Annotated in this window: 17 protein-coding genes; 5 read left to right on the top strand and 12 right to left on the bottom strand. The window is 56.7% G+C overall.

The genetic code is table 11. The features are described 5' to 3' along the window. Complete coding sequence (locus EQV24_RS18635) at positions 1 to 525, bottom strand: lipocalin family protein (protein WP_029881878.1); 525 nt, start codon at positions 523 to 525, stop codon at positions 1 to 3. Positions 526 to 642: 117 nt separating this feature from the next. On the opposite strand from EQV24_RS18635, the gene EQV24_RS18630 reads away from it, so the two are divergent. From EQV24_RS18630 to EQV24_RS18610, 5 genes are all read left to right on the top strand, one after another. Continuing rightward, complete coding sequence (locus EQV24_RS18630) at positions 643 to 1,368, top strand: MerR family transcriptional regulator (protein ID WP_020686466.1); 726 nt, start codon at positions 643 to 645, stop codon at positions 1,366 to 1,368. A gap of 99 nt (positions 1,369 to 1,467) precedes the next feature. Further along, positions 1,468 to 1,878 (top strand): hydroxyisourate hydrolase, encoded by a 411-nt coding sequence (gene uraH / locus EQV24_RS18625; RefSeq protein ID WP_013094857.1) that lies wholly within the window; start codon positions 1,468 to 1,470, stop codon positions 1,876 to 1,878. Between the two features lie 102 nt (positions 1,879 to 1,980). Then, the gene (locus EQV24_RS18620; RefSeq protein ID WP_029881877.1) at positions 1,981 to 2,940 is read left to right on the top strand and encodes a DUF523 and DUF1722 domain-containing protein; all 960 of its coding nucleotides are present in this window, start codon (positions 1,981 to 1,983) and stop codon (positions 2,938 to 2,940) included. A gap of 145 nt (positions 2,941 to 3,085) precedes the next feature. Next, the gene (locus EQV24_RS18615) at positions 3,086 to 4,174 is read left to right on the top strand and encodes an AAA family ATPase (RefSeq protein WP_013094854.1); all 1,089 of its coding nucleotides are present in this window, start codon (positions 3,086 to 3,088) and stop codon (positions 4,172 to 4,174) included. 115 nt (positions 4,175 to 4,289) lie between these two features. After that, positions 4,290 to 5,021 (top strand): carbonic anhydrase family protein, encoded by a 732-nt coding sequence (locus tag EQV24_RS18610; RefSeq protein ID WP_130626918.1) that lies wholly within the window; start codon positions 4,290 to 4,292, stop codon positions 5,019 to 5,021. 60 nt (positions 5,022 to 5,081) lie between these two features. Here the strand turns inward: EQV24_RS18610 and EQV24_RS18605 are convergent, their stop codons facing one another. The 11 genes from EQV24_RS18605 to EQV24_RS18555 all read right to left on the bottom strand — a co-directional run bounded on the left by EQV24_RS18605 (position 5,082) and on the right by EQV24_RS18555 (position 17,107). Continuing rightward, entirely contained in the window at positions 5,082 to 6,059 is a 978-nt protein-coding gene (locus EQV24_RS18605) for a helix-turn-helix domain-containing protein (protein WP_130626917.1), read from the bottom strand. Positions 6,060 to 6,084: 25 nt separating this feature from the next. Next, the gene (locus EQV24_RS18600) at positions 6,085 to 6,864 is read right to left on the bottom strand and encodes an MBL fold metallo-hydrolase (protein WP_013094851.1); all 780 of its coding nucleotides are present in this window, start codon (positions 6,862 to 6,864) and stop codon (positions 6,085 to 6,087) included. Positions 6,865 to 6,953: 89 nt separating this feature from the next. Beyond that, entirely contained in the window at positions 6,954 to 8,204 is a 1,251-nt protein-coding gene (locus EQV24_RS18595) for an HlyD family efflux transporter periplasmic adaptor subunit (protein ID WP_013094850.1), read from the bottom strand. A gap of 6 nt (positions 8,205 to 8,210) precedes the next feature. Next, positions 8,211 to 8,960, bottom strand: coding sequence for a hypothetical protein (locus EQV24_RS18590; protein WP_014830094.1), 750 nt, complete (start codon positions 8,958 to 8,960; stop codon positions 8,211 to 8,213). After that, complete coding sequence (locus EQV24_RS18585; RefSeq protein ID WP_020686461.1) at positions 8,957 to 11,053, bottom strand: peptidase domain-containing ABC transporter; 2,097 nt, start codon at positions 11,051 to 11,053, stop codon at positions 8,957 to 8,959. The genes EQV24_RS18590 and EQV24_RS18585 overlap by 4 nt, the downstream gene beginning before the upstream one ends. A 64-nt stretch (positions 11,054 to 11,117) precedes the next feature. Further along, positions 11,118 to 11,303 (bottom strand): hypothetical protein, encoded by a 186-nt coding sequence (locus EQV24_RS18580; RefSeq protein ID WP_013094847.1) that lies wholly within the window; start codon positions 11,301 to 11,303, stop codon positions 11,118 to 11,120. Between the two features lie 22 nt (positions 11,304 to 11,325). Next, on the bottom strand, positions 11,326 to 11,520 hold the full coding sequence (locus EQV24_RS18575; protein ID WP_013094846.1) for a hypothetical protein: 195 nt from the start codon (positions 11,518 to 11,520) through the stop codon (positions 11,326 to 11,328). Positions 11,521 to 11,592: 72 nt separating this feature from the next. Further along, the gene (locus tag EQV24_RS18570; RefSeq protein WP_013094845.1) at positions 11,593 to 12,246 is read right to left on the bottom strand and encodes a hypothetical protein; all 654 of its coding nucleotides are present in this window, start codon (positions 12,244 to 12,246) and stop codon (positions 11,593 to 11,595) included. Between the two features lie 6 nt (positions 12,247 to 12,252). Next, complete coding sequence (locus EQV24_RS18565; RefSeq protein ID WP_130626916.1) at positions 12,253 to 13,851, bottom strand: receptor; 1,599 nt, start codon at positions 13,849 to 13,851, stop codon at positions 12,253 to 12,255. Further along, the gene (locus tag EQV24_RS18560; RefSeq protein WP_095455671.1) at positions 13,829 to 16,423 is read right to left on the bottom strand and encodes a CS1-pili formation C-terminal domain-containing protein; all 2,595 of its coding nucleotides are present in this window, start codon (positions 16,421 to 16,423) and stop codon (positions 13,829 to 13,831) included. Before EQV24_RS18560 ends, EQV24_RS18565 begins: the two co-directional genes overlap by 23 nt. A 6-nt stretch (positions 16,424 to 16,429) precedes the next feature. Then, positions 16,430 to 17,107 carry a fimbria/pilus periplasmic chaperone gene (locus tag EQV24_RS18555; RefSeq protein ID WP_020686458.1) on the bottom strand — a complete coding sequence of 226 codons (678 nt, stop codon included), beginning with the start codon at positions 17,105 to 17,107 and terminating at the stop codon, positions 16,430 to 16,432. Positions 17,108 to 17,146 lie beyond the last annotated feature (39 nt).

The following is a 17,146-nucleotide window of genomic DNA, read 5'->3' as shown; positions in this document are numbered from 1 at the left end:
TTAATGTTTTACCCACACCAGCTGATCGACCCGGAAGCCCAGACTGCGCGCGGTGTTCAGGTAATCCTGCTTCACCGCGTCCGGCACGGTTGGCGTGCGCGACAAAATCCACAGGTAGTCGCGGTTCGGGCCGCTGACCAGCGCGTACTGGTACTTATCGTCCAGCTTGATGACGTTATAGCCGCCGTAGAACGGGCCGAAGAACGAAACCTTCAGCGCGGCGGTGGTTGGCGCGCCGGTAAAGTACGCTTTGCCTTCACTCTCGTTCCATTTGTTCTTCACCGGGTCGTAACCCCGGTTAAGCACGCTGATTCCGCCATCGCTCCGTTGGCCGTAGGTGGCCGTCACCTGCTCCAGCCCGCGTTCAAAGCGGTTCTCCAGGCGGGCGACTTCATACCACTTGCCGAGATAGCGGCTGGCATCAAAACCGGAAATAGGCTGCACGCCTTTCGGCGGCGTGGGGGATTTACAGGCTACAAGGGTCAGCGCAATGGCAACCCCGGTGACAACAGGCCATAGCTTCATGAGAATTCCTTTCATTTGCACGGTTGGATGTTAAGTGTAGTGCACCCTTTCGGCGCTTCATCCCGTTCTGAAAAATTCGTAGTATATTGAGAGTATTCCTCCACTCTGGACATGGACATGGCTTACTCCATCGGCGAATTCGCCAGACTTAGCGGCATCACCGCCACCACGCTGCGGGCGTGGCAGCGTCGTTATGGTTTACTCAAGCCACAGCGCACGGAGGGCGGCCACCGCCAGTACAGCGATGAAGACGTTCAGCAGGCGCTGAAAATCCTCGACTGGGTGAAAAAAGGCGTGCCCATTGGCCAGGTAAAACCCCTGCTTGAGCGCCCTGTACCTCGCCGGACCAACAACTGGCAAACGCTACAGCAGAACATGCTGGAACGCCTGCAGGGGGGCAAAATCGAGTCCCTGCGCCAGATGATTTACGACGCGGGCCGCGAATACCCCAGACCTGAACTGGTGACCAACGTGCTGCGTCCGCTGCGCAGCCAGGTGTCCGCCAACGTCGCCGCCGCCATGACTCTGCGCGCGATCCTCGACGGCATCCTCATCGCCTACACCTCGTTTTGCCTTGAAGGCGATAAAAAAGCGCCGGGCGATAACATTCTGCTCAGCGGCTGGTACCTGAACGACCCGTGTGAAATCTGGCTCGAAGCCTTGTCGCGGACCGGCCAGGGTCACCGCATCGACGTGTTACCCACGCCCCCTGCCACGCTGGCACCGGAGATATTCCCCGATCGCAAATGGTTGCTGGTCACCAGCGGTAAACTGACCGCCGCGCGGAAAAAACAGGTGGCGCAGTGGCAGCAGCAGCTTTCCCTTGAGGTCATTATCCTCTAATGATTTTCTCCTGCGGGAATCTTCACGAAAAGTTGAATATTTTTCCGCGCCGCAGATGCTAACGTTTTCCTGTGACTGACAACTTCACAGGAAAACAACATGAAAAAAACTGCCCCTCTGCTGATCCTGGCCTCCATGGCTTTTGCCCCTGCCGCCTTCAGTGCCCCTGCCGGCACGCTGAGCGTACACGTTCTCGACCAGCAAACCGGCATGCCGCCATCGGATGTCACCGTTACCCTGGAAAAGCAGCAGCAGGACAAATGGATCCCGGTTGCCAGCGGCAAAACCGACCATGACGGACGTATCAAATCGCTCTATCCCCAGGAACAGGACATGCAGCCTGGCGTGTATAAAGTGACCTTCAAAACCGCAGACTATTTCCACGCTAAAAAGCTGGAGACATTCTTCCCGGAAGTGCCGGTGCTGTTTACCGTCACCCGGACCAACGAGAAACTGCACATTCCACTTCTGCTGAGTCAGTACGGTTATTCAACCTACAAGGGCAGTTAAAACCTGTTGATTTTAAACGGCAATAAAAAATACCTCCGCCAATACTTGGACAAATAAGCAAGATTGTGTAAGTTTTAAGTATTGGCTCTGGAGGAACATACCATGACAACGAAACCTGTGCTGGGTATTAGCGGCTGCTTGACCGGGTCCGCCGTTCGCTTTGACGGCGGGCATAAGCGTATGGGTTTCGTCATGGATGAGCTGGCCCAGTGGGTGAATTTCCGACCCGTTTGCCCCGAAATGGCCATCGGCCTGCCTACACCACGCCCTGCGCTGCGTTTGATCATGACGACCGGCGGCGACACGCAGATGCGTTTTAGCCATCCGCCGCATGATGACGTCACGCAGAAAATGGCCGACTTTACGGCCAGCTATCTGCCTAAGATCGGCGATCTCGCCGGGTTTATCGTCTGTGCAAAATCCCCCAGCTGTGGCATGGAACGCGTGCGCGTGTACGATGAAAACGGCAACCGGGGCCGCAAGGAGGGCGTCGGGCTGTTCACCGCCGCGCTCCTTGAAACCTGGCCGTGGCTGCCCGTAGAAGAGGATGGCCGTCTGCACGACCCGGTGCTGCGGGAAAACTTCGTCGAGCGCGTTTTTGCGCTGCACGAACTGAACACACTGCGTAAAAATGGCCTGACGCGCCGCGCGCTGCTGGATTTTCACAGCCGCTACAAACTGCAGCTGCTGGCACACCATCAGGCGGGTTACCGTGAGATTGGCCCATTTGTCGCCTCGCTGCATGAATGGGACGATCTGGACGCGTTCTTCGAGGCGTACCGCGAAAAACTGATGACCATCCTGAAAAAGCCCGCCTCGCGGAAAAATCACACCAACGTGCTGATGCATATTCAGGGCTATTTTCGCAATCAGCTTAACAGCCGCCAGCGGGGTGAGCTTCGTGACGTGATCCTGCATTACCGCGAAGGGCTTCTGCCCATTCTTGCGCCGATCACGCTGCTAAAACATTACCTTGCCGAATACCCGGATCAGTATCTGATGACGCAAAACTACTTTGATCCCTATCCTGATGATTTGGGTCTGCGTCTGGCCGTTAAATAATCAATAAGGCGAAGGCCCCCATTGACCCTCAGGGGCCCGAAGCAGTAGCCCGTTTAGACGACATCCTCACTGTCGTCTCTTTTTTGCATTTCGCATGAAAGGCTGTAAATATATACAGGTTAAAACGCAAAAAAGGGATCGGCCTGTGATTAACACCCTGCACATTCAAAACTACCGCTCAATTCGCGATATGTCGCTGGAGCTGGAACAGCTCAACATTGTCTTCGGCCCGAATGGCACCGGAAAATCAAATATTTACAAGGCGATCCACCTGATGCACAGCGCCGCGCAGGGGCAGTTTTCTCAGGCTCTGGCGAATGAAGGCGGGATTTTGAAAGTGTTCTGGGCGGGTAAAACCCGCAGCGACCAGCTGCGACGGATGAACCTGGCGGTAGAAACCGAAACCTACGAATACGAGCTGCAGGTAGGCTTTGTTGAGAAGCTGCCCTATCCCTCGCAGTTTCAGCTCGATCCGGTGATCAAGGAAGAGTCGCTCTGGCTGAGCGGCCAGCACCGCCGCCCGTCGGCACAGCTGATGAAGCGCAGAAATCAGGCGGTTTTCCTGAATAACGTCCATCACGAGAAAGTGACCCACAGCGGCACGCTGTACGAGAACGAATCGGTATTCGGACAGCTCGGCGAACCGCACCTTTACCCGGAAGTGTCGCAGATGCGCGAGTCCCTGCGTAACTGGCGATTTTATCATGAGTTTTCCGTTGCAAGCGGCTCCATGATGCGTGCCCCGCAGGTGGGTTTCCGCTCTCCGGTGCTGGCGAGCGACGGCGCCAACCTCGCGGCGGCATTCCAGACCATTGTCGAGATTGGCGATGAACTGCTGCTGATGCGCATTCTTGATCAGGCTTTCCCCGGCTGCGTGTTTTACAGCGACAATACCGGCGGACGTTTTCGCATGATGATGCAGCGTGAGGGCTTAAGCCGCCCGCTGGAACCGGCGGAGTTCTCTGACGGCACGCTGCGCTTTTTGTGCCTGGCAGTGGCACTGTTAAGCCCGCGCCCACCGGCGTTTATCGCCCTCAACGAACCGGAAAACAGCCTGCATCCGCAGATGCTGCCCGCGCTGGCAAGCCTGATTGCCGAGGCCAGCCGCTACTCGCAGATCTGGCTCACCAGCCACTCGCCGGAGCTGGCGACATTGATTGAGAAGCACCGATCGTTTTCGCTGTATCAGCTGTCAATGACGGAAGGAGAGACGAAGATGGAGAAGCTGGGGTAAGAAGGGGCTTGCATTTTCTTTAACGCAAATAACCACAATATAATACGGGTCTTTTGGAAAAGAGTACAATGCCATCAGTATTTTAACGCGCATTTCTTATTCTGAGAGACACAACATGAAACACATTCTGACCGCATCCTTATTCGCCTTATCTGCCTCTGTCTTTGCGGGGTCTGCCCCACACTGGACGTATGAAGGCAAGAGTGGTCCGGAAAACTGGGGCGAGCTCAGTGACGAGTTTGCCACCTGCAAGACCGGGAAATTCCAGTCGCCCATCGATATCCGTAACGCCTATAACGCCACGCTGCCGCCGCTGGAAACGAATTTCCATACCGCCGCCGAAAAGCTGGTGAACAACGGCCACACCCTGCAGGTGACCGCCAGCGACGAAGATGAATTCCGTCTGGACGATCAAATCTTTACCCTGCGCCAGTACCATTTCCACACCCCGAGCGAAAACCGGATCAACGGCAAATCCTTCCCGCTGGAAGCGCACTTTGTTCATGCCAGCAAAGAGGGCGACGTCGCAGTGCTTGCCGTTATGTTTGAGGTCGGCCCGGAAAACAGCGCACTCAACCCGCTGCTGGCACGCCTTCCGAAGGAAAAGGACCACGAAATCTCGATTGATAAACACCTCGATCTTCGTCCGCTGTTCCCGGCTGACCTGCACTATTATCGCTTCAGCGGCTCGCTGACCACCCCACCGTGCACCGAAGGGCTGCGCTGGCTGGTGATGAAAAACACCGTCACCCTGTCAGAAAAGCAGCTGGAGATGTTTAAGCAAGCGCTTGAGCACAGCAATAACCGTCCGCTTCAGCCGCTGAATGGCCGCGTGATTGTTCAGTAAGGTGTGGTGAGTTAAAAGCATCCGCAGGCCGGGTCTCCCGGCCTAAAAGACGGTGTTACTTCATGTCGCATCATGCCTGGCTACAGACGGCTGAATACGAAACGTCTTGCGCCACTCCGTCGGGCTGACGCCAAAACGCGCCTTAAACTGTTGTCGCCAGGTCACCGCAGAGTTAAACCCCACCAGCTCGGCCACGCGTTCAACCGGCATATTGCCAGCTTCCAGTAAGATCTGGCTGCGCCGCAGGCGCTCGGCGGTGAGCCAGTCGGCCACGGTCATGCCGGTGGCGTTGACAAAATGGCGGGTCAGCGTGCGGCGGCTCATCGAAACCACCTTCGCCAGCGAGTCGAGATTATGCGGCTCGGTAATGTGTTGCTGCAGGTAGTCGATCAGGCAGTTAATCCGTGCGTCGCGGGTGTCCTTCGGCACCGGCTGGGCAATGAACTGCGCCTGACCGCCTTCGCGGTGCGGCGGCACAATCATCCGACGGGCGATCTGGTTGGCAACCACGCTGCCAAAGCGCTGACGGATGATATACAGGCAGCAGTCCAGCGCGGCGGCGGTCCCGGCGGAGGTAATAATATTGTCGTCATCCACATAGAGGGCGTTGATATCAAGCTGGACGCGCGGAAAAAGCGACTGGAAGTGATGTTCAAACTCCCAGTGGGTGGCCGCGCGCTTGCCGTCGAGAATGCCCGCATACGCCAGCACAAACGACCCCAGACACAGCCCGACGATTTCCGCACCGTTGTCTCTTGCCTGCACCAGGCTGTCGAGCAGCACCTGAGGCGGGCGATCCAGCACGTGCTGCCAGTAGGGCACCATCACAATATCCGCCTGCGCGATGGCTGAAAAATCCTGCGTCGCGTTAAGGGCAAAGCCCTCTTTTGAGGTGAGAACACCGGGTTTTTCGGCGCAGATCGTCACGTTAAAGCGCTTTTCGCCGGAGACCGCGTCGCCAAACAGAATACAGGGAACGGAGTAGTGGAACGGGCTAAACCCGTCCACCGCGACAATCGCGACGTTGATAAGTGGCATCTGTCTCTCCTTCCCTTTTTGGTGCTCAGAATATAACGGTTTCGCCGTCCTGGGGAATGCTCACCGCATCACCGATCTGGTTCGCTTCCACGTATTCCCGCAGCGCGCGGCGGCTCAGCAGGCAGTGGTTAATGGCTTCCATGTGGACCGCCACAATTTTTGCCTGCGGCAGCAGGAAGTGAACGTTGAGCAGATCCTGTTCCCCCATAATGATGGGCCCGAAACCGATCACATGCGCGTATCCGGCATTAAGCACCACCACATCCGGCTGGTGTTTTTGCAGATCGGCCGCCACCGCATCACGCCAGACGGTATCGCCCGCGATGTAGAGCGTTTTCTCGTCGGGGTGGCGCAGAACCACACCGCAGGCTTCGCCCAGACGCTCTGCCAGCTCCGGCACCGCGTACGCGCGATCGGTACCATGCTGGCCGCCGTGGGTTTTCGCGATGCGGATATCACCAAAGGTGGTCTCGTCGGTCATGACTGTCAGGTTATGAAAACCCTGGCTTCGCAGCAGCGCGGCATCACGATCGTTTTGCACATAGATCGGTTTGTCTTTGGCGATCAGTTCCACCGCTGCGCGATCCCAGTGATCGTCATGGGTGTGGGTGACGATCACCGCATCGGCGTCCAGCAGCGTGCTGACGTCAACGGGCAGTTCAACCATTGGGTTACGGATCTCGGCCCGCGCCGTGCCGGGGAAACCGGGATAAGCGTCTTTTGCGGCCAGCATCGGGTCGATCAAAAAGCGTTTACCGGCATACGTGATCAGTTGGGTAGCATTGCGAATATGAGTGATGTTCATGGGCTATTCTCCTGTGCGTGTGATAAGGAGAATAGCCCGCGACCCGGCGTTAGCCTGTGGGCTAACGGGCGATGAACGATGAAATCGGGTCAATCGATAAACCGTTTACGCACCCGCTCCAGCGGCGCAATCAGCAGATTGATAAGCGGTTTGCGATCGATAACGATATCGGCGTTCACCGTCATCCCGCCCATCAGCAGACGCTTTTTGTTGTCCGGATCGGTAAACCAGGAAGGCACCCGCACCTTGGCAAGATAGTAGTTCTGCCCCTCCTGCAGCGGGATAAGCGCCGAATGCGCATCAATATTCACCTCGTAAAAATCAGACAGGGTGGCCTCCACCGAGCCATATTTATCCACCGGCCAGGAGTCAAAGCGCAGCTTCACCTTATCCCCTTTCGCCACCCGGCCCACGCCCGTGGCTGGCACATAGAGGTACCCCTCCATCGACGCGGCGGTGTTTTTACGGATCACCACCACCACCTCGCTGTTTTGCGTAATGGCCCGGCCCGGCGGGAAGTTGATCGCTACCACGTAGCCATCGGCAGGGGCCAGCATGGCCATCGTAGAGCTGCCCCGGCTGGAGAGGTTGCGGTCAATTTCGCTGATCCGGTTTTTCACGTACAGCAGCTCCTGGCTCAGGGAGTCGATTTGCGACTGAGTGCTGTCGGTCAGGCTGGTTTTGCGCGCCTCCAGATCGAGGATACTGCTCTCCTCCAGCGTCAGGTTAAGCTGCGCGTTGAGCACGTCGTTGTGGCTTTTATCCAGATCGACCTTCGACACATAGCCTTTCCCGGATATCGCTTTCCACGCCTCATAGGTATCGGTGCTGTTTTTGAGCAACGCACGCAGCTTTTTCACTTTGTCGCGGGATACCACAATCTGCCGGTCGGCAATATCCAGCTGCTGCGCCAGGTTTTTCCGGTACGTAGCGATAGAATCTTCAATGGTCTGCACGCGCTGCTCGCTGCGCTTTTTCTCCGCCTCCATCTGCTGGCGATCGAACTGCACCACCGAGCCCTGCTTGCCGCCGTAGTCCTGCGACACGGTAAAAAGCGGGTCATTCTCTTTCACGTACTGGCCTGGACGTACGGCAAAATCCACGATGGTGCCGGACTCTCTGGCACGCACTTCCACATCCCCCTGGGCCGGGATCAGCACCCCGCGCGCCAGCGTGGTTTCCGAAAAGTTAAAGACGATCGAAAAGACCAGCAGACAGAGAAAAAAGGAGATAAACAGCGTTAACACGCCTTTCAGCCGCGGGGCGTTGATCTCGTAGCTCTTTGAAAAATGGTGCGGGATCAGCGCCCGACGTTGTCGGTTTCGGTTTCTTAATTTCACGACATGTCATCCATGATAAATCACTGAAAGATCGTCCCATGCACTCCAGAGCGTGGGGGTTTTACGCAACGCGTTCAGCGTGGCGGTGGCGGCCTGACGGTACTCCGCAGGGGCATAGGTCTGGCTCTCCAGCGCAAATTCCGCCGAGTGCAGCGAACAGCCGGGCAGCAGCGTACGAATCACGTATCCGTAGCGCGTTAAAAAGCGCGTCGACACGTCCGTTAACCACGCTTTCTGGTCGCCCGCCTGGGTCATGAACAGCGGCGCATCCGGGAGGCGCTCATCCACCAGCAGCACGGTCACCAGCCGGTGCGGGGCGAAAAACGCCCCTGCCCGCCGCTCCTCGTGTGCCGCCATCAGCTTGTGCAGCGCGGGAAGGCGGGTAACAAACTGAAAGCGCACGTCGTCTGGCGCGGTGGCGAGCAGCGCATCCGCGATCAGGCCAAATCCGGCCCAGCGCATGCCCAGCAGCAGGGTGCGGGGCTGAGAATAGAAATCCTGCTCGCGGGTAAATGCAGCCACCCGGGCGTGGAGATCGAAACGCACGTTGCGCCGCCACAGCGCGGGCGGGAAGATCTGCTCGACAAAATGAAAGCCGCTCATCTCCAGGGCGTTCTGGCGCAAAAAATCGGGTGGGACGTCAGCCTCCGGGCAGCGCATAAACTGGCTGTAGTTTTGCGTGATCCGGCTTGCGAGCAGCGTGCGTCCGGCCTGCCGGGCGCAAAGTCGGGCGTAGAGACGGGGCAGAAACATCATTGCTCACTCTCCCGCAGCGTGCCATTTTCCATGGTGTAGAGCCGTCCATGACAGCCCACCACCTCCGGCGAGTGGGTGACAAACACCAGACCAATCCCCAGGCCACGCAGGTTCGCCAGCACCTTCTGCGCCGTGGTTTTATCGAGGTTTGCCGTCACTTCATCGCACAGCAGCAGCTTCGGCTGGCTGTACAGGGCGCGCGCCAGCACCAGACGCTGCATCTCGCCGGCGGAGAAAAAGGTATTTCCCGGCAGCAGCTCCGTTTCGTATCCGTGCGGCAGACGCGCAACCACGTGGTCAATCTCCGCCAGGCGGCAGGCAGCAATCACCCGCTCTTTGTCCGGCGCGCTATCAAAGCAGGAGAGGTTATCCAGAATGGAGCCGGTAAAGAGAATATCGTCCGCATGCACAATGCGAATATGCTGGCGCAAAGAGGAGAGATCGCACTCGGTGATCGGGATCGCATTGATCCGCAAACTGCCCGATGTGGAGAGCAACATCCCGGAGATCAGACGCAGCAGCGTGGTTTTCCCGGAGCCGCTCTGGCCGACAATCACCGCCTCTTCGCCCTGCTTCAGCGTCATGTTGATGTGCTGCAGGGTCGCCTCACGTCCCGGATAAGCAAAAGAGACATCCTCAAAGGCCAGACTGACGGGTGAAGTCACAATCTTCCGGCCAAACTGGCTGGCTTCAGAGGGGGCAAACAGCAGGTCGCCCACGCGATCCAGCGGCCCTTTCAGCGCATTTTTGTCCAGCAGCTTTTGCGCCACCTGTACCATCGCGTCGGAGAAATAACGTTTGTAGCTGATGTAGGCATAGAGCATCCCGATACTCATCTGCCCTTCCAGAATAAGCCACGCGCCGAAGCAGACCACCAGCAGCTGCTCGGCGTTGATCACCAGCAGCGAGGCAACATCAAAGCGGGCCAGCAGGCGCTCTTTACGCATCAGCCCGGCTATGTGCTCACGCTGGGATTTATCCATCACCGCGTCCCGGGCCTGCTCCATGTTGTTAGCCTTCAGGGTGATGATCCCCTTCTGCGTCTCCACCAGCAGCGATTCATACTTTGCGGTGCGCTCGATGGAGTCGTCCACCGCGCGCTGGTAAGGGCCGATCAGCGAAAAGCGGATCAGGAAGAACACCCCCATCAGCAGCATCGTCAGCACGGCGATTTTCACGTTATACAGCAGCATAAATAGCAGGCTGGTGAAGGCGATCAGGCTGGAAAAGAGGATCTGCACATAGCCATTGCTGATGAACTCCGCACAGGCATGCAGCGATTTTTCAATCGCCAGCACAATGCCCGGCGGACGGCTGCGGAACCAGCCGGTCTGGGTACGCAGCATATAGCGGCGAACCGACTGGCTGAGGTCGTCATAGGCGATGTTACGCATCAGGATCTCAAGCAGTTGCTTGAGGAACTTACCTATGACTTCAAAAATAAAGACGATAGCGAAAATGGCGGTGAGTAAGATCACCAGATCGTTGTCGTTGCGCGAGATGGCCTCATCCATGATCAGCTGCACGTAAGTGGGGCTGGCCAGCATGGTGATGAGGGTAAAAATCGAGAGCACAAACAGCAGCACCTGCCGCTGAAACAAGCTCGGGGATTTATTGGCCAGCCGCCCCAGCGTGAGCGTCTCGTCAGGGGATTTTTTGTCGAAGCGCGGCGTCGGCTTCAGCTCCAGCACGTAGCCGGAAAAGAGTTTTTGCGCCTCCTTGAGGCTGTAGCGACGCACGCCGCTGGCCGGGTCGTGGACCGTTACGCTGCGCCCGTCAACCTTCACGATCACCACGAAATGATTGCCGCGCCAGAAGGCGATGAGCGGCAGTTCGGCACTTTCAATTTCAGTGATTTCGCCCTTGAGCACCCGGCCCGTCATATTTTTATCGCTGGCGAGGGTCATGAGTTCCGCCATCGAGGTGCCCGCGTCGGCAGAGACGGTAAGCTCCCTGCGCAGCTGGCTGACGGAGACGTGGTGTTCATAGTGCCCCAGCACCATCGCCAGGCAGGCCAGCCCACATTCGGTATATTCATGCTGGCGAATAACGGGTGTCTTACCCTTTTTTTTATACTGAAAAAGCGAAAACATAATTATCCGTGGCTGAAATAAAAAAATGGCCCGGCAAAGCGGGCCATAAGCATAGGTCGATAACTTATGCGCTGAAGAAGCCGCCGATGAAGCCGCCCACCAGGCCAAACACACCACCGATGGTGCCGCCCAGCGCGCCTAACATCTGGCTGCCTGCGTTATAGCCTGCGCTCGCGCCCTGAAGGGCAGCAGCAAACGGATCCCAGCCACCGATGATGGCCTGTGCTTTTTTGAAATCGATAACTTGCATGATTGTCTTCCTGTTCGTTGAATTAGTTGTAGCTGCCAACCAGCGCACCCAGGAAGCCCATTGCGCCACCCAGAATTCCGCCAACCACGCCGCCTACCATGCCCATGATGCTTGCACCGGTGTCATAACCCAGCTGTGCACCTTTAACGAGGCCAGCGAATGGGTTTAATGCACCACCGATAATATCTTTCGCTTCTACGAATGAAATCGCTTTCATTTTATTCTCCTGTAGTTGTAAATCTTCAGCTTGCGCCAAAGGATAATTTCCTTTTATGAAGGAAAGCGGTTGTTACGGGCAGCGCGTAAGCGGGATGATTTTATTTCCATAAATAATCATCCGCCTTGCGGGCTGCGCGTAATTATCTATTTCCAGCCGTTGACCCGGTGGAAGATATTTTGAGTCATTATATTGTGAGCTACATCCCTGAGAAGAGACATATTTAAACCAGGTATTCCCGGTATTACTCACCACCCCGTTACTAAACGTATAATCAAAATGCCTTGTCCATGGTCGGACAATTAAAATAGCCTCAAGCGAAACCACCACATCCGACTGAATGCGTTGGCCTTTGCTCATCACAACCCGCGCCTGAAGCGGCGTCTCGGTGAATTTAACGCGATAATAGCGTTCTTTGCTGTCGTGCGGGCCGGTATAATAAAACTTAAATCCGGCCCGCTCGCCACTCTCCAGAGTTAACTGTTTTGGCGAGAACATCACCTCACCATCTTTTATTTCAGTCTCTTTCCCGTGTTCTTTTGGGACATCAACCTGAATAAGCGAAACAGTATAATTCTGTCGTACACTGGTATCGTTTTTTATTGGCTGAAAAACAACTTCTTTTTCAGGTAGAAAATCAATATTTAGATTTTCAATAATTAAAGCATTTGCGCTTGCGGAAATGAAGCAATTTATTGCGAAAATAGCCAGGAATTTTCCAGTCATACACGTTTAATTCCAGGATGCACTGACATCAATTCGACCCTGAGCCGTCACTTCACCAAACCACGTATTACCGTCATAGGTGGTTTTCGATACCGGGTTGTTCATCACAAACTGCAATACCAGCGGGGTTTTCCACAGCCACATGTCCGTCACGCCTGAGCTTATCTTGTCCCACTCTTCCGCATGGGTGGCGGGTGCGGGAATGGACAGCGCCTCGCCTTTGCAGTTATGCGCCTTCAGCGTTTGGCTTTTGCCCAGCAGCACGTTACCGGGGACAGGCACCGTGAAGCCGTTACCGCTAAAGGCACAGTAGTCCACGCCGTTCAGACTCTGCGTCGGCCCGGTGACCTTCACCGTGACCGCAATCGCGGCATCTTTTTGCGCGCCGCTGTAGGTAATGGTGTAGGGGATCTCTATCGGCCCCTCGCCAATCGTGCCTTTCCCGGAACCGCCCAGGCCGTTAGGGTCGAGCGTGTAATCCGGGTTATCCGGCACGATCGCAAGGCCTGGCTGGATAGGGTCAATCACCAGCCCGCCCCCCGGCTGGAAGCAGAAATCCGCCGCCAGCGAGCTGTTACCCGGCGTCAGGCACAGGCTGACGATATTGCCGATGTTGTTACCATCCCCCGCCTGCGCCACGCTCAAAATCAGCGCCTTCGGGAGGAAGATTTTCAGGTACGCCTTGCCGCCGTTTTTTTGCGGCGCCGCGAGGAAGGTATTCGCCAGCACGCGAGTGTCGCTCAGGATGCCGCCGGAGATGCTGTACCAGTTGCTCTCATCGAAGGTGATTTCCGCCGCCAGCCCCGTCCCCCCGTTCATGTGCGATTGCAGCACGCCGTTCACGCGGGACGAGGTCAGCGCCAGCCCCGGGTTGTAGCCAGTGATATCTTCCCCGACAAAGGTGTATTCCAGCAGTTCGCAAAGCACACCCGACACCGTATTGCGGGTGTATTTAGTACACGTCGCCCCGGTTGAACCATCCACAATGGTCACCTCGCCGCTGATCGGGTCAATGCCCAGATCCAGCGCCCGCGAGTTGGTCATGGTCAATGTGCCGACCTTATGCAGCGTGTTGGTGGTGGTGACCTTGCCGATAGAGGAGATCTGCGGCGTGGAAGTAATCGTCACCTCGTTACCAGGTGCAGCATTGAGCAGATAATCAAAGAACGGATCCCCCAGCACCCAGCGGCCATAAGCGGTGCCCGGCTCAATGACCGGCGGTTTCACCACCATGGACGTGTCGGAATAGCTGGTCGTCGCGGTATAGCCCGTGGTACCACAGCTTGACGAACACGCGGTGCCCTTAAAGAACGGCGAGGCGCTGGAGCCTGTGACTCTGAAGTTGATGGTCAGCGGGCTGCCTGCCGGGCCGTTAAAACTGTTGTCCGGAATATAGGTGGCAATCCCGTTGTTGGTTTTCGCACTCAGGGTGGGCCACTCCCGCGAGCCGTGTAAAAACGCGGTGGAGGTGCTGTTCAGACTGAACAGCGCCGCCGTGTTGCCCGTCCCGTTGTTGTCCGGGTTGTTGATCGCGAAATAGGGCATCTGCTGCGCCTGCGCCGCCGCGCTTAGCAGCAGCAGATTAAGAGCGAATATCTTTTTCATCGTCACGTTCCCGTGTTCCTTTTGCTTCCTGCCAGACGAAATCGCCTTTATCGCAGGAGATGTCCCCAAGCCACAGCGCGCCACGGTTGGACGCAATATCCAGACGCACCTCGCAGACGCTGTCGTCCGGCGTGGCAATGCTGAGCACCGGATTGTTCTTGTCCACGTCAATCACGAAGCGACCGTCGTTTTCGGTGCGGGTCAGACCCACGTGGTTTTTGATTTGCGTGGCGCTCACCGGATTACCGTTGGCATCAACAAGGCGGCCAAACAGGGTGACGATTTTTTTCACCTGCGGCTTCATCACCACCGTGTTCCCCGGGTAAACCGTGATATGACGACGGGCGTTTGCGCCAACGTCATAGCTTTCGGTGCCGGTTTCACTGTTCATGACCTCCAGGTCATAGGCCTGATAGGCCGGTAACGACAGCCAGGTTTTATCGCCCTTGATGCGCTCCGTGCGGCCGTTGAGCTTCAGCGTGAGCGACTCGTCGGACTTAAGCCCGGTACTGACGATCACCCCTGCGCTGTGGGTGCCTTTACCGGCCGCAACCGCCTCTTTCGACCAGCCCACGCTGCCGTCGCTGGTCAGCGTGGAGTTCCAGCCTTTGCTGGTGCCGCTCTGCACGCTCAGAATGTTGCTGTTCCACGGCGTGTCGAAGCTCACGCTGCCCCCGCCGCTCACGGTGCGATCCTGGTTGCTGCTGAAGGCACGTGAAACGTTGGCGGTAACCGACTTCAGGTAATCCCCTTCGAACTGGCGGCTGGCGCTGACGTTAAGCGCCGTGCCGGTATCGCGGTTATGGGAAACGCCCACCGAGACGGTGTTACCCAGCGGGATCGAGAAATCGAGCATCACGTAGCGGTCTTTCTCTTCGTAATAGCCTTCGTATTTATTGCGCGACATCCCCACCCGCAGGCGCGCCGTACCATAACGACCGGCATACAGCCCCTGGGAGTAGTCAACCTGATAGCGTTTATAGCGGTATACGTCGTCTTCCTGTCGCATCAGGCTCAGGTTGCCGGCGGACGGCAGGCCAAACGACGGCAGGCTGAACGATGCCCCCCACGTGTTGCCTTTGTTTTCATAGATATCAAGGAACTTGCCGCTGGAGAGCTGCTCATGCGAGTACCAGACCGAACCGATATTCCACGGCAGGCTGACGTTAGCCCCGTAGTTGGCGCGGTACGTTCCGTCAGAGGCGGCCATCGTCTGGGTATTCACCGAGAAGTACCCGGTCAGGTTCAGGGAGGCCCACAGTTCACTGACCACGTGTTCGCGCATCATATAGCCGGAGGCGTTCCAGTCGACCATCCCGCTGCGCTTGCTGAAGGAGGCGCCGACCAGCGACATGGTGTCTTTATGTTTGGTGTCGTAATCGTAGTAGTAGCTGTTGTCCTGCTCGTTTTTCCGTTTGGCGTACTTCTTATAGTTGACGACGGATTTGTCGCGGCTATAAATCCCGCCCCACGTCTGCCAGCGCAGCGATTCCGACACGTTGTTAGTGAAAGGTTTGTTCACGGTGTACATGCTCCGTGACACGGTGCGGCTGCCGCTGACCACCTCGACTTCCACGCTGTAAATCCCGTAGGGCAGCGCGCTGGTGTCGATTTCGTGGTTACCCACGTCAAAGCGCTGAATACCAATAAGCTGGCCGTCACGACGAATGCGGGCTTCTCCGGCGGTCGGGAAATAAACCACGATCGGCGTCAGGGAGAGGGTATTGTCCCGCTTACGCGAGTTGGCCTGGTTCCCCACGGAGACGCCGTACACCTCTCCGCCGGAGATCCCGCTGACGCTGGCGAGAGACTGCATCGCCCAGCCGTTCAACATCCCGGCGGCGTAGCGCATGCCCTGATAGTCACGTTCCCACATCACCGCGTTCATCTGGGTGTCGCTGCTGTTCTCGTTAACGTAGCCCGAGCCATCGACCAGCAGGTGATCGACCCCCATCGAGACCCAGCTTTTGGCGTTGAGATAGCCGGATGACCAGCTGTCGCCGTAGCCGCTCTCGGTGTGATACGCCCCCAGGTTATAGGAGAGCGTGCCGCTCAGATCGTCTGATTCAGGGGCATCGATATCCACCTCACGCGGACGAATATTGACCCCGTAGTCACGTTGGGAGAGGTTCAGCAGCAGGCGCATTTTTTTCTGATCCAACTCGAACGCCGACCCGGCGCTCACCGGAATACGCATATGGTCGTCAAACTGCTTGCCGTTGATGCTTTGCAGCAGCGTCCGCATCTCTTTTGACAGGCGAATACCGTTGTCTGACTCCTGGACCTGGACATCGCGCAGCCCGAGCTGCCGGTCTTCTGCGTAGATCGTTACGTCGCCAATACGGACATACTCGCTCACGTCACCGGTGCTGCCCGCCTGTTGCACTGCACCCGGGCGGGTATTGACCAGATAAACGGGGATTTTGATCCCCTGCTCCAGCAGGGCATAGAGCGAGTCGGGAAAACGGTAATTAGCGATAACCACGGAGCTGGAGGCCGCATGCGCATACGCGGGCAAGAGGCCGGATGTGCACGCCATCATCACCGGCAACACTAATTTATTTTTCACCATGCATCCTTACTTAACAGGAATGAACTGTTTCAGGTCCCAAATTCCGAGATGAAAATGGCTGTCCGTTACGTTGATATCGTCGATCGCGCGGGAGGTGCCCGGCATCAGGTAAAAGTTTTTGACGCACGGCGTGGTCGGCGATTCCGGGTTGGGTTTCAGGCAAGTTCCGCTCGCGTTCACGCGAAACGCGGTATTGCCCTTATTGGTGATCTTCCCGGCCACGTAGACGAAATCGACGTTCTTCTTGCGGGGCTGGACCACCAGAATGGTGCTCACCACGGCGCGGGTCATCCCTTTGCCATTCTTTTGCGTGCCGTTGTCGAGATCTTCGCTGACCCCTTCATCAATGAAGGTAATGCGGTAATAGCGCTCCCGATCGTCGGCCTTACCGTGATAGTAAAATTTGACGATATTGCTGGTTCCGGCGGGCATGACCATGCGCGTGGGTGTCAGCAGCAGCTCGTCGGTTTGCTCTGGATTAATCACCACGCCTTCATCCATCGGGCTGCTGATACGCTGGGCGCTGATGGAAATAATGCGCACGCTGTCCGCTTCGTTTTTTAATTCCTTGGCGGTGGAATCCGCATCGGCAGGAATAATGGTGGTGACTTTGCCAACATTAATCGCCAGCGCGGAGGAGGAAATAAATAATAAAGAGAAGAAGATGGGTTTGAGGCTAAACATGATATTTCCCTAAACAGGGGCTTACGCCCCTGTAACTGT

Source organism: Enterobacter sp. A8 (assembly GCF_004296595.1).
Taxonomy (GTDB): Bacteria; Pseudomonadota; Gammaproteobacteria; order Enterobacterales; family Enterobacteriaceae; genus Enterobacter; species Enterobacter cloacae.
The sequence above is the reverse complement of the archived record's forward strand: the minus strand, read 5'-3'. Positions and strand labels throughout refer to the sequence as shown.

Excerpts from the sequence above, each read along its gene's own strand:
- EQV24_RS18635 (WP_029881878.1), bottom strand. The coding sequence starts at position 525 with ATGAAGCTATGGCCTGTTGTCACCGGGGTTGCCATTGCGCTGACCCTT.
- EQV24_RS18630 (WP_020686466.1), top strand. The coding sequence starts at position 643 with ATGGCTTACTCCATCGGCGAATTCGCCAGACTTAGCGGCATCACCGCC.
- uraH (WP_013094857.1), top strand. The coding sequence starts at position 1,468 with ATGAAAAAAACTGCCCCTCTGCTGATCCTGGCCTCCATGGCTTTTGCC.
- EQV24_RS18620 (WP_029881877.1), top strand. The coding sequence starts at position 1,981 with ATGACAACGAAACCTGTGCTGGGTATTAGCGGCTGCTTGACCGGGTCC.
- EQV24_RS18610 (WP_130626918.1), top strand. The coding sequence starts at position 4,290 with ATGAAACACATTCTGACCGCATCCTTATTCGCCTTATCTGCCTCTGTC.
- EQV24_RS18605 (WP_130626917.1), bottom strand. The coding sequence starts at position 6,059 with ATGCCACTTATCAACGTCGCGATTGTCGCGGTGGACGGGTTTAGCCCG.
- EQV24_RS18600 (WP_013094851.1), bottom strand. The coding sequence starts at position 6,864 with ATGAACATCACTCATATTCGCAATGCTACCCAACTGATCACGTATGCC.
- EQV24_RS18590 (WP_014830094.1), bottom strand. The coding sequence starts at position 8,960 with ATGATGTTTCTGCCCCGTCTCTACGCCCGACTTTGCGCCCGGCAGGCC.
- EQV24_RS18585 (WP_020686461.1), bottom strand. The coding sequence starts at position 11,053 with ATGTTTTCGCTTTTTCAGTATAAAAAAAAGGGTAAGACACCCGTTATT.
- EQV24_RS18580 (WP_013094847.1), bottom strand. The coding sequence starts at position 11,303 with ATGCAAGTTATCGATTTCAAAAAAGCACAGGCCATCATCGGTGGCTGG.
- EQV24_RS18575 (WP_013094846.1), bottom strand. The coding sequence starts at position 11,520 with ATGAAAGCGATTTCATTCGTAGAAGCGAAAGATATTATCGGTGGTGCA.
- EQV24_RS18570 (WP_013094845.1), bottom strand. The coding sequence starts at position 12,246 with ATGACTGGAAAATTCCTGGCTATTTTCGCAATAAATTGCTTCATTTCC.
- EQV24_RS18565 (WP_130626916.1), bottom strand. The coding sequence starts at position 13,851 with ATGAAAAAGATATTCGCTCTTAATCTGCTGCTGCTAAGCGCGGCGGCG.
- EQV24_RS18560 (WP_095455671.1), bottom strand. The coding sequence starts at position 16,423 with ATGGTGAAAAATAAATTAGTGTTGCCGGTGATGATGGCGTGCACATCC.
- EQV24_RS18555 (WP_020686458.1), bottom strand. The coding sequence starts at position 17,107 with ATGTTTAGCCTCAAACCCATCTTCTTCTCTTTATTATTTATTTCCTCC.